We start from the raw sequence: 17,130 nt of genomic DNA, 5'->3' as shown, positions 1-17,130 counted from the left end.
CGGCTTGGCCGTCGCGGATTTTTGCGTTAACTAGGCTCGATGATAAAAACTTCGAGTATCACCTGCATCTAGCTCCCGCCGTTGCGTGAGGAGCATCGAGCGAAAAGCCGACAGGCTTGACGCTTGGCGTCGGTTTGCCTTGAGGCAAGCCAGTGCGAACATATGCAGTGAGATTACCCCAATGGAAAACTACTTCGAAAGCCCGTTCCGGGGCGTCACGCTTGACAAGCAGGTCAAGAACCCAAACCTCGTGGTCGGGAAATATAGCTATTATTCCGGTTATTATCACGGCCACAGCTTTGAGGACTGCGCCCGTTATCTGTTGTCGGATGAAGGCGCGGACAGGCTGATAATCGGGAGCTTCTGTTCGATCGGTTCGGGCGCCGCCTTCATCATGGCGGGCAATCAGGGTCATCGCAACGAGTGGATCAGCACCTTCCCGTTTTTCTTCATGCCCGAAGTGCCGGAGTTTGAAAACGCCGGCAACGGTTATCTGCCAGCGGGCGATACCGTCATCGGTAACGATGTCTGGATAGGCTCGGAAGCGATCATCATGCCCGGCATTACGGTTGGTGATGGCGCAGTGATCGGAACGCGGGCGCTGGTGACGAAGAATGTCGAACCTTACGCCATCGTTGGCGGCAATCCCGCAAAGACGATCCGCAAGCGGTTCGATGACGGCAGTATCGCCATGCTGATCGAGATGAAATGGTGGGATTGGCCGGCTGAGCAGTTGCAGGCTGCAATGCCGCTCATGACCAGCGGCAATGTCGCGGAGCTTTATCGGTTCTGGCAATCCGATAAGTCCCAGTCGTAAAATCCCCGGCCCGCCTCATTGCGGCGGGCCGGAATTTCCTCAGGATCAAATTGGCGAACCGCTGGCGATTTTTGACAGCTCCGACGTGTTGAAAGGAAGTTCGCCTCTTGGCGCGATTGGAGTATCACAATCAGCTTGGCCCATTACAGGACCCTTTCGGCAGTTGCGACCTCATCCGTCGCAGCCTCACTTCCAGCTGCCGTCTGACCTGCGCGTCGCCCTGGGCCGTGGCAACGGTGATGCCTTTTAGCCAAGCCGCCGTGGCCCCTTCATTGTCGCCCAATCGCAACAGGTTGAGGCCAAGCTCCGCCCAGGCGGCGGAATAATCCGGTTTTTGCCGGACCGCTTCCTGAAGATGCCGCACAGCTTCCGGAAATTCCCCGGAGGCTGCAAAGGACTTGGCTAGCGAAAAGCGCAGAAGCGCGCTGTCTCGGCCGCTGTTCAGAATGTTCGTCAGCTGCTGTTTCATCAAATTATCCAGGACCATTTGTCGGGTTGGGTTTGGGAGAGCAGTCGTGCCCCCCGCATCAGTCGAGGTTACGGGATACGGCCTCGAGAGTGGTTGAGGTCAACAGAGATCGTTGATGAAAACTTGTCGCGTCGTATTTGGTTTTGTTTAACCGCGTCGTTTGAAAAGCCCAACCTCCGGTTTTGTAGGCCTAGCTTCCTCATGGCTTTTCCAGCAAGGAGCGAGTTCGCCGTTCTTAATCGCAAGCAAGGCCAGCATGCCCCTCCAAAAAAACAAAGACCGAGAGGAATACTCACAGCATCTGCTTCTTCTGTGCCGCATCGCAGCATGGCTTGGCCTTGCGCTTGGGGCGGGTTGGTTCGTGTTCTTTGCTCTGACGGGACGGTGGAATATCGCAATCAGCCTTCTTGTGCTCGGTGCAGCGGTCATTCCTTGCTGGCTGATTTGCCTGAAGGGCCATTTTTCATGCGGTCTTATCCTCGCCCAGATCGCTTGCACCCTGTTTGTGTGCTGGTATTCGGTTTCGATCGATGTGCAGGACGCGGCAGTGCCCAGAACGACACACCTTTACCTGCTCGTCATCGTCTTCGTTGGCTATATGAATTTTCAACGCCAGCGCTCGATCCCCCAGTTCATGGTCATTTCGTCCGGTCTCATAGCTTTCATTTTTCTGTGTGCCTCCGCTGCGAGCTTCCCTTTCCATATCTCGATCTCGCAGGAAGTGAGAAGCGTCAGCGCATGGTTCAACGGCATTTTCGCGACGGGTATGTTGTGCGGAGGCGTCGCGGCGATGCAGGCTCAATTTCGAAGCCAGACAAAAAACGCATTGGAGTTGCGGACTGCGCTTTCCAACGGGCAATTCGAACTTTTTTATCAGGCGCAGGTGCGTGCGGACGGCTCGGTGAGCGGAGCAGAAGCGCTTTTGCGCTGGAACCATCCCAAACGGGGCAAAATATCACCGGCGGAATTCATTCCACTTGCCCAACGCACGGGCTTTATGCCGACAATCGGCGAATGGGTGATTGTTGAAGCTTGCAAGACCCTGGCACGATGGCAGGAAAACGCTTCGACCCGTCACTTGACGCTTTCGATCAACATCACTGCGGATCATTTCGTGGATACGGGATTTGCCGCTCAGCTTCTCGAAGCCGTTTCGTCTAATGCCATTGACGCACGGTTACTCAAGCTGGAGTTGACCGAAAGCGTTTTTCTTTCGGATATAGACGCGGCCATCGCCAAGATGAAGCTCCTGCATCGCGCGGGTTTTGCGATCGCGCTTGATGATTTCGGAACCGGCTATTCGTCTCTCAGTTATCTTCGTCAATTGCCGTTGAAACAGCTCAAGATTGATCGCAGCTTTGTAAAGGGCGTGAGCGAAAACGGGCGTCTTTCCGCAATTACCAAAAACATTGTCAGAATGGGACACGACCTCTCTCTGGAGGTCCTTGCCGAAGGCGTGGAAACAGAGGCCGAATTGCGCATGATGTTGTCATACGGCTGCGAGTTTTTCCAGGGCTACTTTTTCGCAAGGCCCATACCACTGGAGGAGTTTGAGCAATATGCGGCTCGCGCTCGAGCGCATTGAACACCTTTATCCATGGGCGACGGGCCGCGTTTGCGCGCCTGGCCCTCGAACGTCTGCGCCATAGAGGACAAGAACCGGTTGTCATAAACTGGAACCAGACACCCGATGAGGCCGGATTTCGAACTCCTCAAGCCGCGGGCTCGCAGGTTGGTGGTGTAACGTTGCGCCTTGGCAAGCGAGAGAATCTTGCCGGCAGTCTCTTCCGAAATCCGCCGCTTGCGCCAAGATCCGTTCAACACGGCGCTGACCCTCGAGGCTGATGCGCGAACGGAAAGGTTCTATCTACCCGTGCTGACCGACTTCACCATGAAATTCACCGTAAGACGGAAGCGAGAAATTCGCGTGTGCGGTCTTCTTTCGGCTGGCCGAAAATCTCGTCCGGTTTCCCCTGTTCGCAGATGCGGCCCTTGTCGAAGAAACAGACGCGGTCCGAGACTTCCCGGGCAAAGCGCATTTCGTGGGTGACGAGAAGCATCGTCAGGTCATGCTCATGGGCCAGGTCGCGGATGACGGACAGCACTTCGCCGACCAGTTGCGGGTCCAGTGCCGAGGTCGGTTCATCGAAAAGCAGGACACGCGGACGCATGGCAAGCGAGCGGGCAATGGCGACGCGCTGCTGTTGCCCGCCGGAAAGCTGCACTGGATAATGATCCTTCTTATCCGCAAGCCCGACCATCTTCAGCAATTCGATTGCGCGCGCCTCCGCCTCTGCGCGGCTGATGCCCAGAACCCGCACCGGCGCCTCCACGATATTGCGAAGGACGGTCATATGGGGAAAGAGATTGAAGCTCTGGAAGACCATGCCGACGTGATTGCGGATCTGGCGAAGATGCTTTTCGGAGGCTTTGAAAGGTCCTTTGCCGCCCGGCTCCTGGTAGGACATGTCCGCAAGCCTCAGTCTCCCCTCCTGGAACGGCTCCAGCGTCATGAGAATGCGCAGGACCGTTGATTTGCCGGAGCCGGATGGACCGATGAGGGTGACTTTTTCGCCCTTCGCGACGCTGAAATTGAACCGGTCGAGGACTGTCAGAATGCCGAAGCGTTTCGTGACATCGGAAAATTCGATCAGTGGCTTGTTGGTGGTGTTGGTCATCGCAAGGGAATTCCTGCTTTTGGAAGCGCTCTTTGCAGGCGGCTGAGGCCTGCTGAGCAGATTATGGTCAGGACAAGGAAGATCAGGCCCACAAGCGTCAGCGGCACCAGATATTCGAAGGTGCGCTCGCCGATCATATTGGCAAGCCCCATCATTTCTAGAACCGTGACGACGGATAGCACCGGCGTTTCCTTGATCATGGCGACAAGATAATTGCCCATGGCCGGGACGATGCGCGGAATGGCCTGCGGGATGATGATGTCCCTATAGGTCTGCATGTGCGTGAGATTAAGCGCCGTCGCCGCTTCCCATTGGCCGTGATGCACCGCCTCGATACCGCCGCGATAGACTTCGGAGGTATAGGCGGCATATTGCAGGCCGAGTGCCAGTGCGCCGGTGAGAAATGCCGGCAGGACAATGCCGAAATCCGGAAGCACGTAATAGAGAAAGAACAGCTGCACAAGAAGCGGCGTATCGCGCAGGAATTCGACAATCAGCGCGGTTGGCCAGGAGATCATCCTGACGCGGCTGCGGCGTAGCAGTGCAAAGACGAGCCCCAGAACCAGCGCAATGGCAAAGCCGGCGGCGGCGGCCTTCAGCGTCACCGTGAGCCCGATCAGAATGATGGGCAGGATGGAGGTCGTGTAGGTGAGCCAGGTGGTCGTATCCCATTCGTAACCATACATCATGAGCAGATATCCTTACGAATGGCGCGTGCGCGGGAAGACGTTGCCGCGCCGCACGAAGCGTTCGATCACCCGGATGACGACCATCAGGATGAGCGACATCGCGAAATAACAAAGCAGCGTAATCGAATAGATGCTGGCGCTATCGAGCGTCAGGTTGCGGATCGACTGCGCCGCAAAAGTGAGATCGGCAATCGAGATCAACGACACGAGCGATGAAAGCTTCAGCGTTTCGATGGCGAGATTGCCGAAGGCCGGCATCATCTCGACAACGGCCTGTGGCAGCGAGATGCGAAACAGCGTCTGCATCCGCGTGAAGTTCAGCGCGCGTGCGGCTTCCAGCTGCTGCACCGAGACGGAGGACAGCGCGCCGCGAACAATTTCCGCGCCGTAGCCTCCGGCATGGGCGGCAAGCACCAGCACCCCCGTCGTGATCGGATCGAAGCTCAACCCGACCAGCGGCAGGGCGTAGTAGAACCAGAAAAGCTGCACCAGCAGCGAGGTGCCGCGGAACACTTCCGTATAACAGAGCGCGATTGCCGACAGGATCGGTCCACCCTCGACGCGCAGGATGCCGAAGAAAAAGGCGAGCACCGTGCCGACGGCAAGGGCTGCGAGCGTAATCGTCATCGTGACGACCGCGCCTTGCCATAACATCGGCAGATAGGCAGTCATGTCCATCTGGAGATTTCCCGAATTCCCGAGGAACGGCGCCCGGTTATGCCCGGGCGCCGGCTGGCATTATTTGCCGGCGCAGAGATCGGCGACCTTCTTTTCGGCCGCTGCCGCAATACTCTGTTCGGACAGGCCGTATTTGGTGAGGATTTTTTTGTAGTCGTCCGTCTTGCGGAATTCCACGAGCGCCGCGTTGAAGGCGTCACGCAGCTCCTTGTCTTCCGGGCGGAAAGCGAAACCGCCGTAATTGCGCACCGGCGCATCCTTCACGACCGGATCGGTGAAAGGCGTCACCTGCTCGACGTTCGCCTGACCCTTGGCGAGTTCCGAAACCGTCAGTTCCGTGGCCGCATAGGCGTCGACTCGGCTTTGCACGGTGGGAATAGCGTCGGCATTGGCAGGGATGAACACGATCTGCTCTTCCTTGACCCCGACTGCGCGCAGGAAATCGACGTTGTTTGCGCCGGAAACAACGGCGACCTTCAATGAGGGGTCCTTGGCGATATCGGCGTAGGTGGTAAGCTTTTTCGGATTGCCTTTCTTCACCAGTAGTCCTTCGCCATAGGACGAGTTCGGTTCGGTGAAGGCGACCTGCTTGCAGCGCTCCGGCGAGATGTTCTGTTCGGCGGCCGCAAAATCGAAGCGACGAGCTTTGAGGCCAGGGATCAGCGTGCCGAAGGGCGTCACCGTCCAGTTGACCTCTTCGATACCCATCGATTTCAGAACCGCATTGGCCACATCCGGGCCGATGCCGGCGGAGGTGCCGTCTGGCTGCATATAGGAATAGGGCACTTCATTGGCCGTGGCGGCGCGGATATAGCCCTGGCTTTTGACTTCTTCGACGGTGAGCGCGCTGGCTGACGTCACGCCGATGGTAAGAGCGAGGGCGGAAAGCCCGGCTAGTCTGATCATACGCATGTTCTTACTCCTCTGGTTGGGTTGCGTGGTCCGTTTTCGGATCTCACGATGTTTCTAGTGACTAGGTATTCTCCGTGACCGTGGCGATGACGGAAAGGCAGTCTCCGGCCTTGATGAGGCCGGGAACGTGGCGTGCGGCAAGCACGCCACTGAGGGAGGCGCGATAATCGACCGGTGCAAGGCCGGTTTTGCCGATCGGATAAACCCGGGCGATTGTCTCACCCGCCGTGACCGCGTCTCCCAGATCGCAGACGAAGACAACGAGCCCGTCGTCTTCAGCAAAGGTGAAGCAGTCGCTGGAGGGCATATCCAGCCAACGGCTTTTTGCGAGAACGGGTGAACCGGCCAAAATGCCCGTGTGGCGCAGCAGATTGACGATGCCTTTCCGCGCGATATCGATCGATTTCGCGCTTGCCGTGCCCGCGCCGCCCAGCTCCGTTGTGACAAAGACCTTGCCCAACTCCTCGACGGTCGTGTCCAGCATGCCAACGGCGTCGATTTCGAGCATCCTCATTGAATAGGGGGCGGCAAAAGCCGCCACCGCTTCAAAACACCGGCCCTCCTGCGTCTTGTCGGGCAATTCGTGAGCCGCCGCATATGGCAGGAAATCAAGTGTCCTGCCGCCGGAATGGAAATCGAGAACGATATCCGCAAGCGGTATCAGATGGCGGGTCACGTAATCGGCGATCTTCTCCGTCACCGTGCCGTCAGGGCGGCCGGGAAAACTGCGATTGAGGTTTCCCCGGTCGATGGGTGAGGTGCGTGTGCCTGCGCGGAAAGCCGGGTAGTTGAGCGCCGGCACGATGATGATACGGCCCTTCACTTCGGCCGGATCGAGCGTGTGGGCGAGTTCGAAGAGTGCTGCCGGTCCCTCATATTCGTCGCCATGGTTTGCGCCGGTCAGAAGTGCCGTTGGCCCTTCGCCATTGGCGATGACGCAGATCGGGATCATCACCGAGCCCCACGCGCTGTCATCGCGGCTGTATGGCAGCCGCAGATGACCGTGTTGCACGCCCTTGGCGTCAAAATCGACGGAGGGCGTGATCGGTGAGGGGCGAAGCGCGGTGCTCAACATCGTCTCAGCCTTTCACGAAGAGTTGCCGCGGCACATTGGAAAGGCATTCGACACCGGTTTCGGTGATCGCAATGCTTTCGGTGATTTCGAGCCCCATGTCTTCAAGCCAGAGGCCGGTCATAAAGTGGAATGTCATGCCGGCCTTCAACTCCGTGCGGTCGCCGGGTCGAAGGCTCATGGTGCGCTCGCCCCAGTCCGGCGGATAGGAAAGCCCGATCGGATAGCCGGTGCGGTTGTCCTTGATGATCCCGTATTTTTTCAGCACGGCGAAAAAGGCATTGGCGATGTCCTCGCAGGTGTTGCCGGGCTTGGCTGCGGAAAGGCCGGCCTCCATGCCCTCAAGCGTTGCTTTTTCCGCATCGAGGAATGCCTGTGTCGGCTTGCCGAGAAAGACCGTGCGTGACAGCGGGCAATGATAACGGCGGTAAGCGCCTGCGATTTCGAAGAAGGTGCCTTCGCCTGATCGCATCGGCTTGTCGTCCCATGTCAAATGCGGCGCGGAGGCGTCGGCACCCGAAGGGAGGAGCGGCACGATGGCGGGATAGTCGCCGCCGAACTCGGCGGTGCCACGAATGCCGGCATCGTATATTTCGGCCACCAGATCGCATTTGCGCATGCCCGGCTCAACGACGTCGACAATACGCTTGTGCATCAGTTCGACGATCTTGCCAGCCTTGCGCATATAGTCGAGTTCGGCCGGGCTTTTCACCGCGCGCTGCCAGTTCACGAGACCAGCGGCGTCCTTGAAACGGGCGTTCGGCAGATGTGTCTGCAGCGATGCAAAGGCGGCTGCCGAGAAATAATAATTGTCCATTTCGACGCCGACCGTCAGGCCGGACCAGCCGCGCTCCTCGATGATCTCAGACAACAGATCCATCGGGTGCCGTTCGGTCGATTGAACGTAGTGATCGGGGTAGCCGATGATATTGTCGTGCGCGAGATAGGCCGTGCGCTTTGCACCGTTGGCATCCTGCTTGCGGCCGTACCAGATCGGCTCGCCCTCCGGCGGCACCAGCACGCATTGGTGGACGTAGAAGGACCAGCCGTCATAACCGGTCAGCCAATGCATGTTGGACGGGTCAGTGACGACCAGAAGATCGATCCCGGCTTTCTCCATAGCCTTGCGGGTTTTGGACAGGCGCGCGGCATATTCCTCGCGCGTAAAGTTCAGCGTTACGCTCACGCTGCGTCTCCCATTTTTATGGTGTTTTCGATTGTTTGACCGCTCTTGGCTTCCTTTGCGCGGGCAAAGGCCAGATTGGCGATAGCCGTGTCCTGTACGCCGGCGCCGGTCAGATCGGCAAAGGTGATGTCCTTGCCCGATACGCGGCCCTGCACCTTGCCGGCAATGACGTCCCCAAGTTCCGCGAAGTGCTGATCCGACGCGGCACGCCCGGCGGCGATGGCGTGATGCAACTCACCGAGAATACGGGTCTGCGAGAGGCGGTCCGCGACATAGCGCGCTCTGGCGAACACGGCCGGATCGATCTCGTTCTTGTGTTCGGCATCCGATCCCATGGCTGTCAGATGCTGGCCTTCTTCCAGCCAGTCGGCAAAGAGGATCGGGCTTTCGGCGGGCGTCGTTGTTACAATGATATCGGCACCCCGCGCGGCAGCCTGCGGATCGGCCACAGCGGCGATCTCGATGCCGTGTTCGCTGGCGAAATCGCCCGCAAGTCTCTCGGCCTTCTGGTAGTCCCGCGCCCATATCCGCGCCGATCTGATCGGGCGCACGAGCATCAGGGCTTCGAGCTGCAAACGCGCCTGCATGCCCGCCCCGAAGATCGCGGCGACGGACGCGTCTTTGCGGGCCAGGTGCCGCGCCGCGACAGCACCTGCCGCGGCGGTCCGCACATCGGTAAGATAGCCGTTGTCGAGGAGAAGGGCCTCCACCAGCCCGGTCCTTGCGCTGAAAAGGATCATGAGACCGTTGAGGCTCGGCAGACCGAGTTTCGGATTGTCGAAGAAACCGGGGCTGACCTTGATGGCGAAACCGTCAAAGCCCGGCACATAGGCTGTCTTCACATCCACTTCGCCGCGAAACTCCGGGATATCGAGCCGCATGATCGGCGGCATGGCGACGGTCTGCGTTGCGAGCGCCGCAAAGGCCCGCTCCACGCAGTCGACCGCCGAGAGATCGAGCTTGATGACACCGCGCAGGTCTTTTTCGGTCAGAATGGTGATGCGGCTCATGCGGCTCCCCCGTCGATGATGGTCTTATGGACCGCCGGGTCGATATTTCCGCCCGATACGATGATGGCGGTCGGACCGCTAATGTCGATCTTGCCGGACAGGATGGCAGCGAAACCAACGGCGCCCGCGCCCTCGACCGTCAAATCTTCTTCGCGTGCCGCATGGCGGATGCCGGCTGCAATCTCGTCTTCGGAAACCAGCACGATCTCATCAAGGAGTTCCCGGCAAAGTGCGAATGTCACGCGGTTCTTCAGTCCAATTCCGCCGCCCAGCGAATCCGCCAGCGTTTCTTCCTCCCGTATTGCGACGGGCCGGCCGGCTGCAACCGACGCATGCATGGCCGCGCCCCGCTCCATGGAAATGCCGATGACCCGTGCCCGTGGCTTCAGCGCCTTGACCGCAACGGCGATGCCGCCCGCAAGGCCGCCGCCGGAAAGAGGAACGAGCACCGTCGCCAGCTCAGGCATGTCTTTGACGACCTCGAGACCTATCGTGCCCTGGCCGGCCACAATGTCAGCATCATCGAATGGCGGGATTGCGGTAAGACCATGGCTTGCAGTCAGGCGCTCCACCTCCTCTTGCGCGTCATCCTGTGACATGCCGACGATCCGGATTTCCGCACCGAGCGCGCGGATCGCTTCAACCTTGTTCGCCGGTACGAGTGCCGACATGCAGATCGTGGCGGGAATTCCGAGCTTGCTGGCCGCATAGGCCACAGCGCGGCCATGATTGCCGGTCGAGGCGGTGACAAGGCCTCGCCTGCGTGCGTCGTCGTCAAGCGACAGTATGGCGTTCATCGCGCCGCGCAGCTTGAAGGCGCCGATGGGCTGAAGGGTTTCAAGCTTGAGATGAACGGGGTGGCCGCAGCGTTCGGACAGGAGGTCCGAGCGGACCAAAGGTGTGCGCTCCACCTGTCCGGCAAGCCGCAATGCTGCCTGCTCTATCGCGGCCAGCGAGACCGGAAGCGGATTTTTATCTGCGGATATGGACAGGTTCGCGCTCTTCATGATTGTCATGTTGTGAGCGAAGTAAAATCATGTCAATTGTTATATTGTAATGATTCAATGATTTTTCGAGCGACTGCCTCAGCCGATTGAACCGATATCGTAGACCGGCGGCAATTGCTCGAAGGTCTGCCGCACGGTGGTCAAGGCTTTGACGAGGCTTGGGTGATTGAGCCGTCCACCGAGACATATGCGGATGCCGCCGCCATGGCCGGGACCGGCAATGAACGGCTCAGACGGCGTGACCGCGACGTTCTGGTTTGTGAGCGCGCGCACCAGCCCGTCCTCCGTCCAGCGCGGTGGAACCTTCAGCCAGGCGCAGAAGGAGAGGGGGTGGGTCGAGGCGATATGGTCGCCCAATATGTCCGTGGCAATCTTTTGCCGCGCACGCACTTCGGCGCGCTGGACATCCAGCAGCCGCCGTGCGGTGCCGTTTTCGACCCAGCGCGTGGCGATTTCGGCGGTGAGATAGGTTCCGCTCCAGCTCGATACACGCAGGATAGAGGCGGCGCGGATGGAATAGGCAGGCGGCACGACGAGATAGCCGACGCGCAACCCCGTCAGCACCGTCTTGGTAAAGCTGGTGACGAAAAAACCAAGATCAGGCAGCATTTCGGTGATGGATGGCAGATCATCCTCGATGATCGGGCGATAGACTTCGTCCTCAATAACAAAGACGCCGTACCTTTCGGCAATCGCGGCGATCGCCTGTCTGCGTGCAACGCCGGAAACATGTCCCGTGGGATTGTTGAGAGTGGGAATGAGCACCAGCGCCTTGACGCCCCCGGCTGCGCAGGCGGCCTCCAGCGCGTCCGGCACTATACCTTCTTTGTCGGTCGGCAAGCCCTTGAGGCTGAAGCCCAGAATGTTCGACAGGCCGATGATCCCGTGGTCGGTGAGGTTTTCGCACAGAACCACGTCGTTCGAGCGAATGATGCAGCTCAAGGCGAGAAATATGCCATGCGCAGCGCCATTGGTGACGAGAATACGTTCCGCGCCGGCGGTGACACCCATCATTCCAAGCCAGATCCGGGCGGTTTCGCGATGGCTGTCGAGGCCCGCGACCGGACGGCAGGGGCGCATGAAGTCCGAATTGTCACTATCGGCCAGTTCGCGAAGGACGGTGCGCGAGGCGTTTTCATGGTCGTCGAGATAAACGCCGCGGATAATGGAGAGGTCGAGCACCTCGGTCGGGCTATGATCGAGCATCATGCGTCCAGCACGGTCCGTCACCCGTGTTTTCACGAAGGTGCCGCGGCCGATTTCGCCGCTGAGATAGCCCAGCCGTTCAGCCTCCTTGTAGGAGAGGCTGACGGTCTGGACCGATAGGCCGAGTTCGCGGGCGAGATCGCGGTGGGTCGGCATGCGGTCCATCGGCTTCAGGACGCCGGCGTCGATATCGGCGATGATTCGTTCCGTCAGCGCGGAATGTTTCGTTTCGCCCTTCTGTTTGGCCAGGATCGGCCGCCATGCCGCCGGTCTGGTTGCGGACACCGGATCGGGGTTTGACGAATTGGCTTGACGACGCATGAAATTGTCTCGTTTTTGACGATATTGATTTCATGACATTATGCATGGTTCTGCGAAAAGATGAAGCCTTATGCAACGCCGACGGCAACTGCGCCGCACAGAGGCGCAGTTGCCGTCGAAATGAGCAGTATTTGCGATCGTTGAACGCCGTGCTGACGATCAGATTTTTTCGCCGGCCCGCACCAGATCATCCATGACGCTGCGGACTGCGGTTTCGGCGATGGCGATGATCTCGTCCACCTCCGCCCTCGTTGTGACGAGCGGCGGTGCAAAGCCCAGGATATCGCCATGCGGCATGGCGCGCGCAATAAGGCCGCCATTGCGTGCCGCCTTCGAAACGCGTGCGCCGACTGTGAGACCGGGGGCAAACCGCGTTTTCTTTTCACGATTCGCCACGAATTCGATGGCGCCCATGAGGCCCACACCGCGCACTTCGCCGACGATTGGAAGCTGGGCGAACTTCGCCTTCAATTGCTCCTGAAAATAGCTGCCGACAGCCCGGGCATTGCCGGGCAGGTCTTCCTTTTCCACGATGTCGAGCACGGCATTTGCCGCCGCCGCGCCGATCGGATGGCCGGAATAGGTGTAGCCGTGGGAGAAGGCGCCGACGCGGTCAGCGCCTTCCTCCATGACCTTGTAGACTTTTTCCCCAACGATGGCGCCGGAAAGCGGGAAATAGGCCGATGTCAGACCCTTGGCGACGGTGATGAGGTCCGGCTCGATGCCGTAATGTTGCGAGCCGAACATGGAGCCTGTGCGGCCGAAGCCGGTAATCACCTCATCGGCAATCAAAAGGACATCGTATTTTTTGAGAACATCCTGTATCGTCGGCCAGTAGCCTTCCGGCGGCGGCGTAATGCCGCCGGTGCCGAGCACCGGCTCGGCAATGAAGGCGCCTATCGTGTCGGGGCCTTCGCGCAGAATGAGTGCTTCCAATTCGTCGGCGCGGCGTTTTGAGAATTCCAGCTCGGTTTCACCGGCTTCTGCGCCCCAGTAATGGTGCGGAGCGCCGGTGTGCAAAATGCCGGCGCGCGGCAGGTCCATGTGGTCGTGATAAAAGCTCATGCCGGTCATGGAGCCGGAAACTACGCTGCAGCCGTGATATCCCCTTTCGCGGGAGATGATTTTCTTCTTCTCCGGTTTGCCGCGCAGGTTGTTGTAATACCAGACGAGCTTAGCCTGGGTCTCGTTGGCGTCCGAGCCAGACATGCCGTAGAACACCTTGCTCATCTTGCCGGGTGCCATCTTCACCAGCCGGTCGGAAAGGATCGCCAGTTCGTCCGTCGTGTGGGCGGCATAGGAATGGTAATAGGCAAGCCGATAGGCCTGACGGGAAATCGCTTCCGCCACCTCGGTGCGGCCATAGCCGACATTGACGCAATAAAGACCGGCAAAGCCATCGATCAACTGCTTGCCGTGGGCGTCCTGAATGCGGATGCCCTTGCCGGTTTCAACGATGGTCGGTTCGCCGAGCTTGCCGCTGGCGAAGTCCTTCAGCTGGGTGAATGGGTGCAGAACGGCGTTGCGATCCATTTGCGCGATGTTTTTAATGTCGATGGTCATAGGCGCGTTCCTTTCAGGCAGCCAGATTGCCGAAGCAGACATATTTGGGTTCGAGATATTCCATGAGACCGTGACGCGAACCCTCGCGACCGAGGCCGGATTGTTTCCAGCCGCCGAAGGGTATGGGCGCGCCGGTGAATTTCGGTGTATTGACGGCGACCATGCCGTATTCCAGCTGGTCCGTCAGGCGCATCGCCCGGCCGAGATCGTTGGTGTAGACATAGGCCGCAAGCCCCATCTCCGTGGCATTGGCGCGTCGCACGACCTCCCGCTCGTCATCGAAGGGCAGGATGGCGGCCACCGGCCCGAATGTTTCTTCGCGCGCGATCAGCATGTCGTCGCTCACATCGGCGAGCACGGTGGGGGTGACGAAATTGCCGCCGAGCGGGCTGTCCTGTCCGCCGCAGACGAGACGTGCACCGGCAGAAAGCGCCTGCGCGATCTGCTGACGGCACTTTTCGGCGACGGTCGGCCGGGTCATTGGCCCAATGTCGATGCCCGGTTCAAGGCCGTGGCCAACGGTCAGTCTGGAGGTCGCCTCGGCGAACCGCTCAATAAAACGGTCATAAAGCTCGCGCTGAACATAGATGCGGTTTGCCGCAAGGCAGTCCTGTCCGGATGTGGCGAATTTGGCGGCGAGGCAACCTTTCACGGTCTGGGAAAGGTCCGCATCGGCAAAGGCAATAAAGGGGGCATGGCCGCCAAGTTCAAGCGAGGCTTTTTTGATGGTCGCCGCCGATTGCGTGAGGAGTAGCCGTCCCACCTCGGTCGAACCGGTAAAGGAAAACGCCCGAACCTCAGCATGTTCCAGCAGGCGGCGCGCAAGCGGCGCGGCTTCCCCCGGCAAAACCTGCAACACACCGGCCGGCATGCCCGCCTCCTGTGCCAGTTTTGCCAGGGCCAGTGCCGAAAGCGGTGTTTCAGGCGCCGGTTTGACGATCATCGTGCAGCCGGCGCCAAGGGCGGCGCCCGCCTTGCGGGCGATCATGGCTGATGGGAAATTCCAGGGTGTGATGGCAGCCGTGACCCCTATCGGCTGCATCCGTACGGAGAGGTTGCCGCCTTTGAGATGACTTGGAATTGTCTCCCCGTAGGATCTTTCGCCTTCGCTTGCAAACCAGTCGAGAAAGGCTGCTGCATAGGAAATTTCACCGAGCGATTCCGAAAGCGGCTTTCCCTGTTCGGCGCTGATGATAACCGCGAGATCGCGGGCATTGTCACGCATCAGCCGGCCCCATGTCCGAAGGATGTCGCCGCGTTCGACGGGCAGCATGTCCCGCCACCGGAGGAATGCTCTGCCTGCGGTTTCGACCGCCGCGTCCACGTCGTTCAGGGAGCAGGAAGAGACATCAAGCAGATGATCTCCGCTTGCCGGATCGACAACGCCCAGCGTCTCCTTACGCGCCACCCATTGCCCATCCAGAAAGGCACGATGCTCGACCAGCTCCGGTCGGTGAAGGTTTTTAAGCGCTGCGCTGGCGATAGCTTCCATCGGCAAGATCCCTTTTCATTTGCCAGAAGCTTAACTGCGCTGCACGATTGATTGACGGCGTTTAAGCGTGCCTTTACGCAGGAATTATGCTTAGTTTTTTATTCAGATGCAGGAATCCCGCATGACCCAGATAGATCGAGCCGACCGGGCGCTGCTTGACGCCGTGCAGAAGAACAATCGCCTGACCTCGGAAGAGCTGGCCAAAATCGTCAATCTGTCGCCAACCGCGTGCCAGCGCCGGTTGAAGCGTCTGCGTGATGAGGGGGTGATCGAAGCCGATGTGGCTGTCGTTTCGCCCAAAGCCGTCGGGCGCGGCATTACCATGATCGTTCTCGTCTCGCTGGAGCGAGAAAGGGCCGATATTGTCGACCGTTTCAAAGCCGCCATTCGCGCCACGCGGGAGGTGATGATCGGTTATTATGTGACGGGCGATGCCGATTTCATCCTGGTAATCACGGCAAAGGACATGGAGGACTACGAGGCCTTCACCCGCCGGTTTTTTTACGAGAACCACGATATCAAAGGGTTCAAGACGATGGTCGTCATGGACCGCGTCAAGGCCGGCTTCGCCTTTCCAATCGACCCATGACTGAACGGAAGGGGCTCCCGGTGTCAGACCAGGGCCAGAATACGGGCTGGGCCGCCCGTTCCGCCGCGGTGTGCCGGCGCGCCGACGATTATGGTCGCTCCCTTGACCGGCAGAGCCTCAAGGTTGTTCAGCCCTTCGATACCGTAGCGTCCTGCTGGCAGCCAGGAATTGTGAACCGCGAAATCTGCGGAGTTGCCCGGATCCAGAGAAAGTGTGTCGACGCCAATGGCGACCGTGTCGAGTTTGAGCAGAAGGTCGGTCGCCGATTTGCCGAAACCGGGGAAGGCGAATTTTCCGGCGTCGTCATTGCGGAATGAGGGGCTCTTCACTTTGGTTGCCCATCCGGAGCGTAAAGCCACGATTGCACCTGTCGGGATGTCGCCATTCGCAGATATCCAGCGTTCGATGTCTTCGGCTTCAATGGTGGAATTGGCATCGTCTTTGGCGCGGTCGGTGATGTCGACGATGACAAGCGGCGCGACAAGTTTCTGCGGCTCCAGCTGGTCGACGCTCGCGCCATCCGCGCTGAAGTGGAAAGGCGCATCGATATGGGTGCCGGTATGTTCGTAGATGGTGAGTTTGTGGAGCTGATAGCCATCCTTGGCGATCTCCGCTGCCCACTCGTATTCTATGCCCGGTTTGCCATCGAATGTAGGAAATGTGGAATCATAGGTATGGGTGAGATCAACGACCTGCCGGGGCGATTGCGCCAGCACCGGCGCCGCCAGACTGCCCGCCGTCATGGCCGTCAAACCGGCCGCGGCGCCCTTGAACAGCAGGCGCCGTGACAGCATGTTCTTTTTTACGTCCTCGATCACGCAGTTGTTGCACATGCCTCAGTCCCTCCATTGAGAAATACCTGTTCCCAAGCGTAGCGCAAAGGTGGGGTGACGCAAGGCGGGACATCCCCTGATTTTTGACCCGTGCTCACGTGGCGGTTTCGGCAAGCCGCCTGCCGTCAGGTGGCCGCAGGCAAACGCGTTGCCTGCGGCCCCGGAAAGGCAGAGGGATCAATCACGACGTTGCAGCAAGGCCAGAGCAACCGTGGATGCGGCCAGTATCGCGGTCAGCGCCAGCGGCGCAGTGGCGCCGTAGGAATCGACGATATAGCCGCCGAAGACCGCACCGATACTGATGGCCACCTGAAAGGAAACGACCATCAGGCTGCCTGCTGCTTCCAGCGCATCGGGTGCACCGCGGGAAAGATTGGTCGGCAGCACCACGGGCGCCATGCCGAAGGCAAGGCCCCAAAGGGCGACGAGCGCGAATGCGGCGCCGCTGTGAACACCCCAGACAACGAGGGCAATCGTCGCAAATGCCATCAGGGCGGCGGTTACGATGAGTGCGAGGCGGATGCTGGTGTCAGCCATCCGGCCCCCCAGCACATTGCCGATCACGGAAGCAACGCCAAAGCCGAGCAGGGCGAGGGCAATCGGCGTGG

The 17,130-nt window shown here is 59.5% G+C and carries 17 protein-coding genes and 1 pseudogene; 3 read left to right on the top strand and 15 right to left on the bottom strand.

Annotated elements, in window-relative coordinates; all coding sequences use genetic code 11:
• Nucleotides 1-181: 181 nt before the first annotated feature.
• Entirely contained in the window at nucleotides 182-817 is a 636-nt protein-coding gene (gene catB / locus PL599_RS08290; RefSeq protein ID WP_142913810.1) for a type B chloramphenicol O-acetyltransferase, read from the top strand.
• A gap of 130 nt (nucleotides 818-947) precedes the next feature.
• Here the strand turns inward: catB and PL599_RS08285 are convergent, their stop codons facing one another.
• A complete protein-coding gene (locus tag PL599_RS08285; protein WP_269824370.1) occupies nucleotides 948-1,286 on the bottom strand; it encodes a tetratricopeptide repeat protein in 339 nt (112 codons plus the stop codon).
• Between the two features lie 256 nt (nucleotides 1,287-1,542).
• On the opposite strand from PL599_RS08285, the gene PL599_RS08280 reads away from it, so the two are divergent.
• Nucleotides 1,543-2,871, top strand: coding sequence for a putative bifunctional diguanylate cyclase/phosphodiesterase (locus PL599_RS08280; protein ID WP_269824371.1), 1,329 nt, complete (start codon nucleotides 1,543-1,545; stop codon nucleotides 2,869-2,871).
• Nucleotides 2,872-2,882: 11 nt separating this feature from the next.
• Here the strand turns inward: PL599_RS08280 and PL599_RS08275 are convergent.
• The 12 genes and pseudogenes from PL599_RS08275 to PL599_RS08220 all read right to left on the bottom strand — a co-directional run.
• A pseudogene (locus PL599_RS08275) lies at nucleotides 2,883-3,107 on the bottom strand (LacI family transcriptional regulator); the annotation flags it as partial.
• 77 nt (nucleotides 3,108-3,184) lie between these two features.
• Nucleotides 3,185-3,964: an ectoine/hydroxyectoine ABC transporter ATP-binding protein EhuA gene (gene ehuA / locus PL599_RS08270; RefSeq protein WP_269824372.1), complete on the bottom strand. Its 780-nt coding sequence runs from the start codon at nucleotides 3,962-3,964 to the stop codon at nucleotides 3,185-3,187.
• Nucleotides 3,961-4,653 (bottom strand): ectoine/hydroxyectoine ABC transporter permease subunit EhuD, encoded by a 693-nt coding sequence (gene ehuD / locus PL599_RS08265; protein ID WP_077983854.1) that lies wholly within the window; start codon nucleotides 4,651-4,653, stop codon nucleotides 3,961-3,963. The genes ehuA and ehuD overlap by 4 nt, the downstream gene beginning before the upstream one ends.
• A gap of 12 nt (nucleotides 4,654-4,665) precedes the next feature.
• A complete protein-coding gene (gene ehuC, locus PL599_RS08260) occupies nucleotides 4,666-5,331 on the bottom strand; it encodes an ectoine/hydroxyectoine ABC transporter permease subunit EhuC (RefSeq protein WP_137411096.1) in 666 nt (221 codons plus the stop codon).
• A gap of 60 nt (nucleotides 5,332-5,391) precedes the next feature.
• Nucleotides 5,392-6,243, bottom strand: a complete 852-nt coding sequence (ehuB, locus tag PL599_RS08255) for an ectoine/hydroxyectoine ABC transporter substrate-binding protein EhuB (protein WP_077983852.1) — start codon at nucleotides 6,241-6,243, stop codon at nucleotides 5,392-5,394.
• A gap of 61 nt (nucleotides 6,244-6,304) precedes the next feature.
• Entirely contained in the window at nucleotides 6,305-7,318 is a 1,014-nt protein-coding gene (gene doeB, locus PL599_RS08250; protein WP_077983851.1) for a N(2)-acetyl-L-2,4-diaminobutanoate deacetylase DoeB, read from the bottom strand.
• A 4-nt stretch (nucleotides 7,319-7,322) separates the two neighbouring features.
• Complete coding sequence (gene doeA / locus PL599_RS08245) at nucleotides 7,323-8,501, bottom strand: ectoine hydrolase DoeA (RefSeq protein WP_269824373.1); 1,179 nt, start codon at nucleotides 8,499-8,501, stop codon at nucleotides 7,323-7,325.
• The gene (gene eutC, locus PL599_RS08240; RefSeq protein ID WP_269824374.1) at nucleotides 8,498-9,511 is read right to left on the bottom strand and encodes an ectoine utilization protein EutC; all 1,014 of its coding nucleotides are present in this window, start codon (nucleotides 9,509-9,511) and stop codon (nucleotides 8,498-8,500) included. Before eutC ends, doeA begins: the two co-directional genes overlap by 4 nt.
• Nucleotides 9,508-10,527, bottom strand: a complete 1,020-nt coding sequence (gene eutB / locus PL599_RS08235; protein ID WP_269824375.1) for a hydroxyectoine utilization dehydratase EutB — start codon at nucleotides 10,525-10,527, stop codon at nucleotides 9,508-9,510. The genes eutC and eutB overlap by 4 nt, the downstream gene beginning before the upstream one ends.
• Before the next feature lie 69 nt (nucleotides 10,528-10,596).
• Nucleotides 10,597-12,045: a MocR-like ectoine utilization transcription factor EhuR gene (gene ehuR, locus PL599_RS08230; RefSeq protein ID WP_077983848.1), complete on the bottom strand. Its 1,449-nt coding sequence runs from the start codon at nucleotides 12,043-12,045 to the stop codon at nucleotides 10,597-10,599.
• A 159-nt stretch (nucleotides 12,046-12,204) separates the two neighbouring features.
• Complete coding sequence (locus PL599_RS08225; RefSeq protein WP_271358980.1) at nucleotides 12,205-13,608, bottom strand: aspartate aminotransferase family protein; 1,404 nt, start codon at nucleotides 13,606-13,608, stop codon at nucleotides 12,205-12,207.
• 13 nt (nucleotides 13,609-13,621) lie between these two features.
• Nucleotides 13,622-15,100, bottom strand: coding sequence for an NAD-dependent succinate-semialdehyde dehydrogenase (locus tag PL599_RS08220; RefSeq protein ID WP_271358979.1), 1,479 nt, complete (start codon nucleotides 15,098-15,100; stop codon nucleotides 13,622-13,624).
• A 121-nt stretch (nucleotides 15,101-15,221) separates the two neighbouring features.
• On the opposite strand from PL599_RS08220, the gene PL599_RS08215 reads away from it, so the two are divergent.
• Complete coding sequence (locus PL599_RS08215; RefSeq protein WP_077983963.1) at nucleotides 15,222-15,689, top strand: Lrp/AsnC family transcriptional regulator; 468 nt, start codon at nucleotides 15,222-15,224, stop codon at nucleotides 15,687-15,689.
• 23 nt (nucleotides 15,690-15,712) lie between these two features.
• On the opposite strand, the gene PL599_RS08210 is transcribed toward PL599_RS08215, so the two are convergent.
• Together PL599_RS08210 and PL599_RS08205 are read right to left on the bottom strand one after the other, a co-directional pair.
• Nucleotides 15,713-16,522 carry a cyclase family protein gene (locus PL599_RS08210; RefSeq protein ID WP_269824378.1) on the bottom strand — a complete coding sequence of 270 codons (810 nt, stop codon included), beginning with the start codon at nucleotides 16,520-16,522 and terminating at the stop codon, nucleotides 15,713-15,715.
• 177 nt (nucleotides 16,523-16,699) lie between these two features.
• On the bottom strand, nucleotides 16,700-17,130 hold a 431-nt coding region (locus PL599_RS08205; RefSeq protein WP_333782293.1), incomplete at its 5' end, for an MFS transporter.

The sequence above is a fragment of the Agrobacterium sp. ST15.16.055 genome, assembly GCF_027956555.1.
Taxonomy (GTDB): Bacteria; Pseudomonadota; Alphaproteobacteria; order Rhizobiales; family Rhizobiaceae; genus Agrobacterium; species Agrobacterium salinitolerans.
The sequence above is the reverse complement of the archived record's forward strand: the minus strand, read 5'-3'. Positions and strand labels throughout refer to the sequence as shown.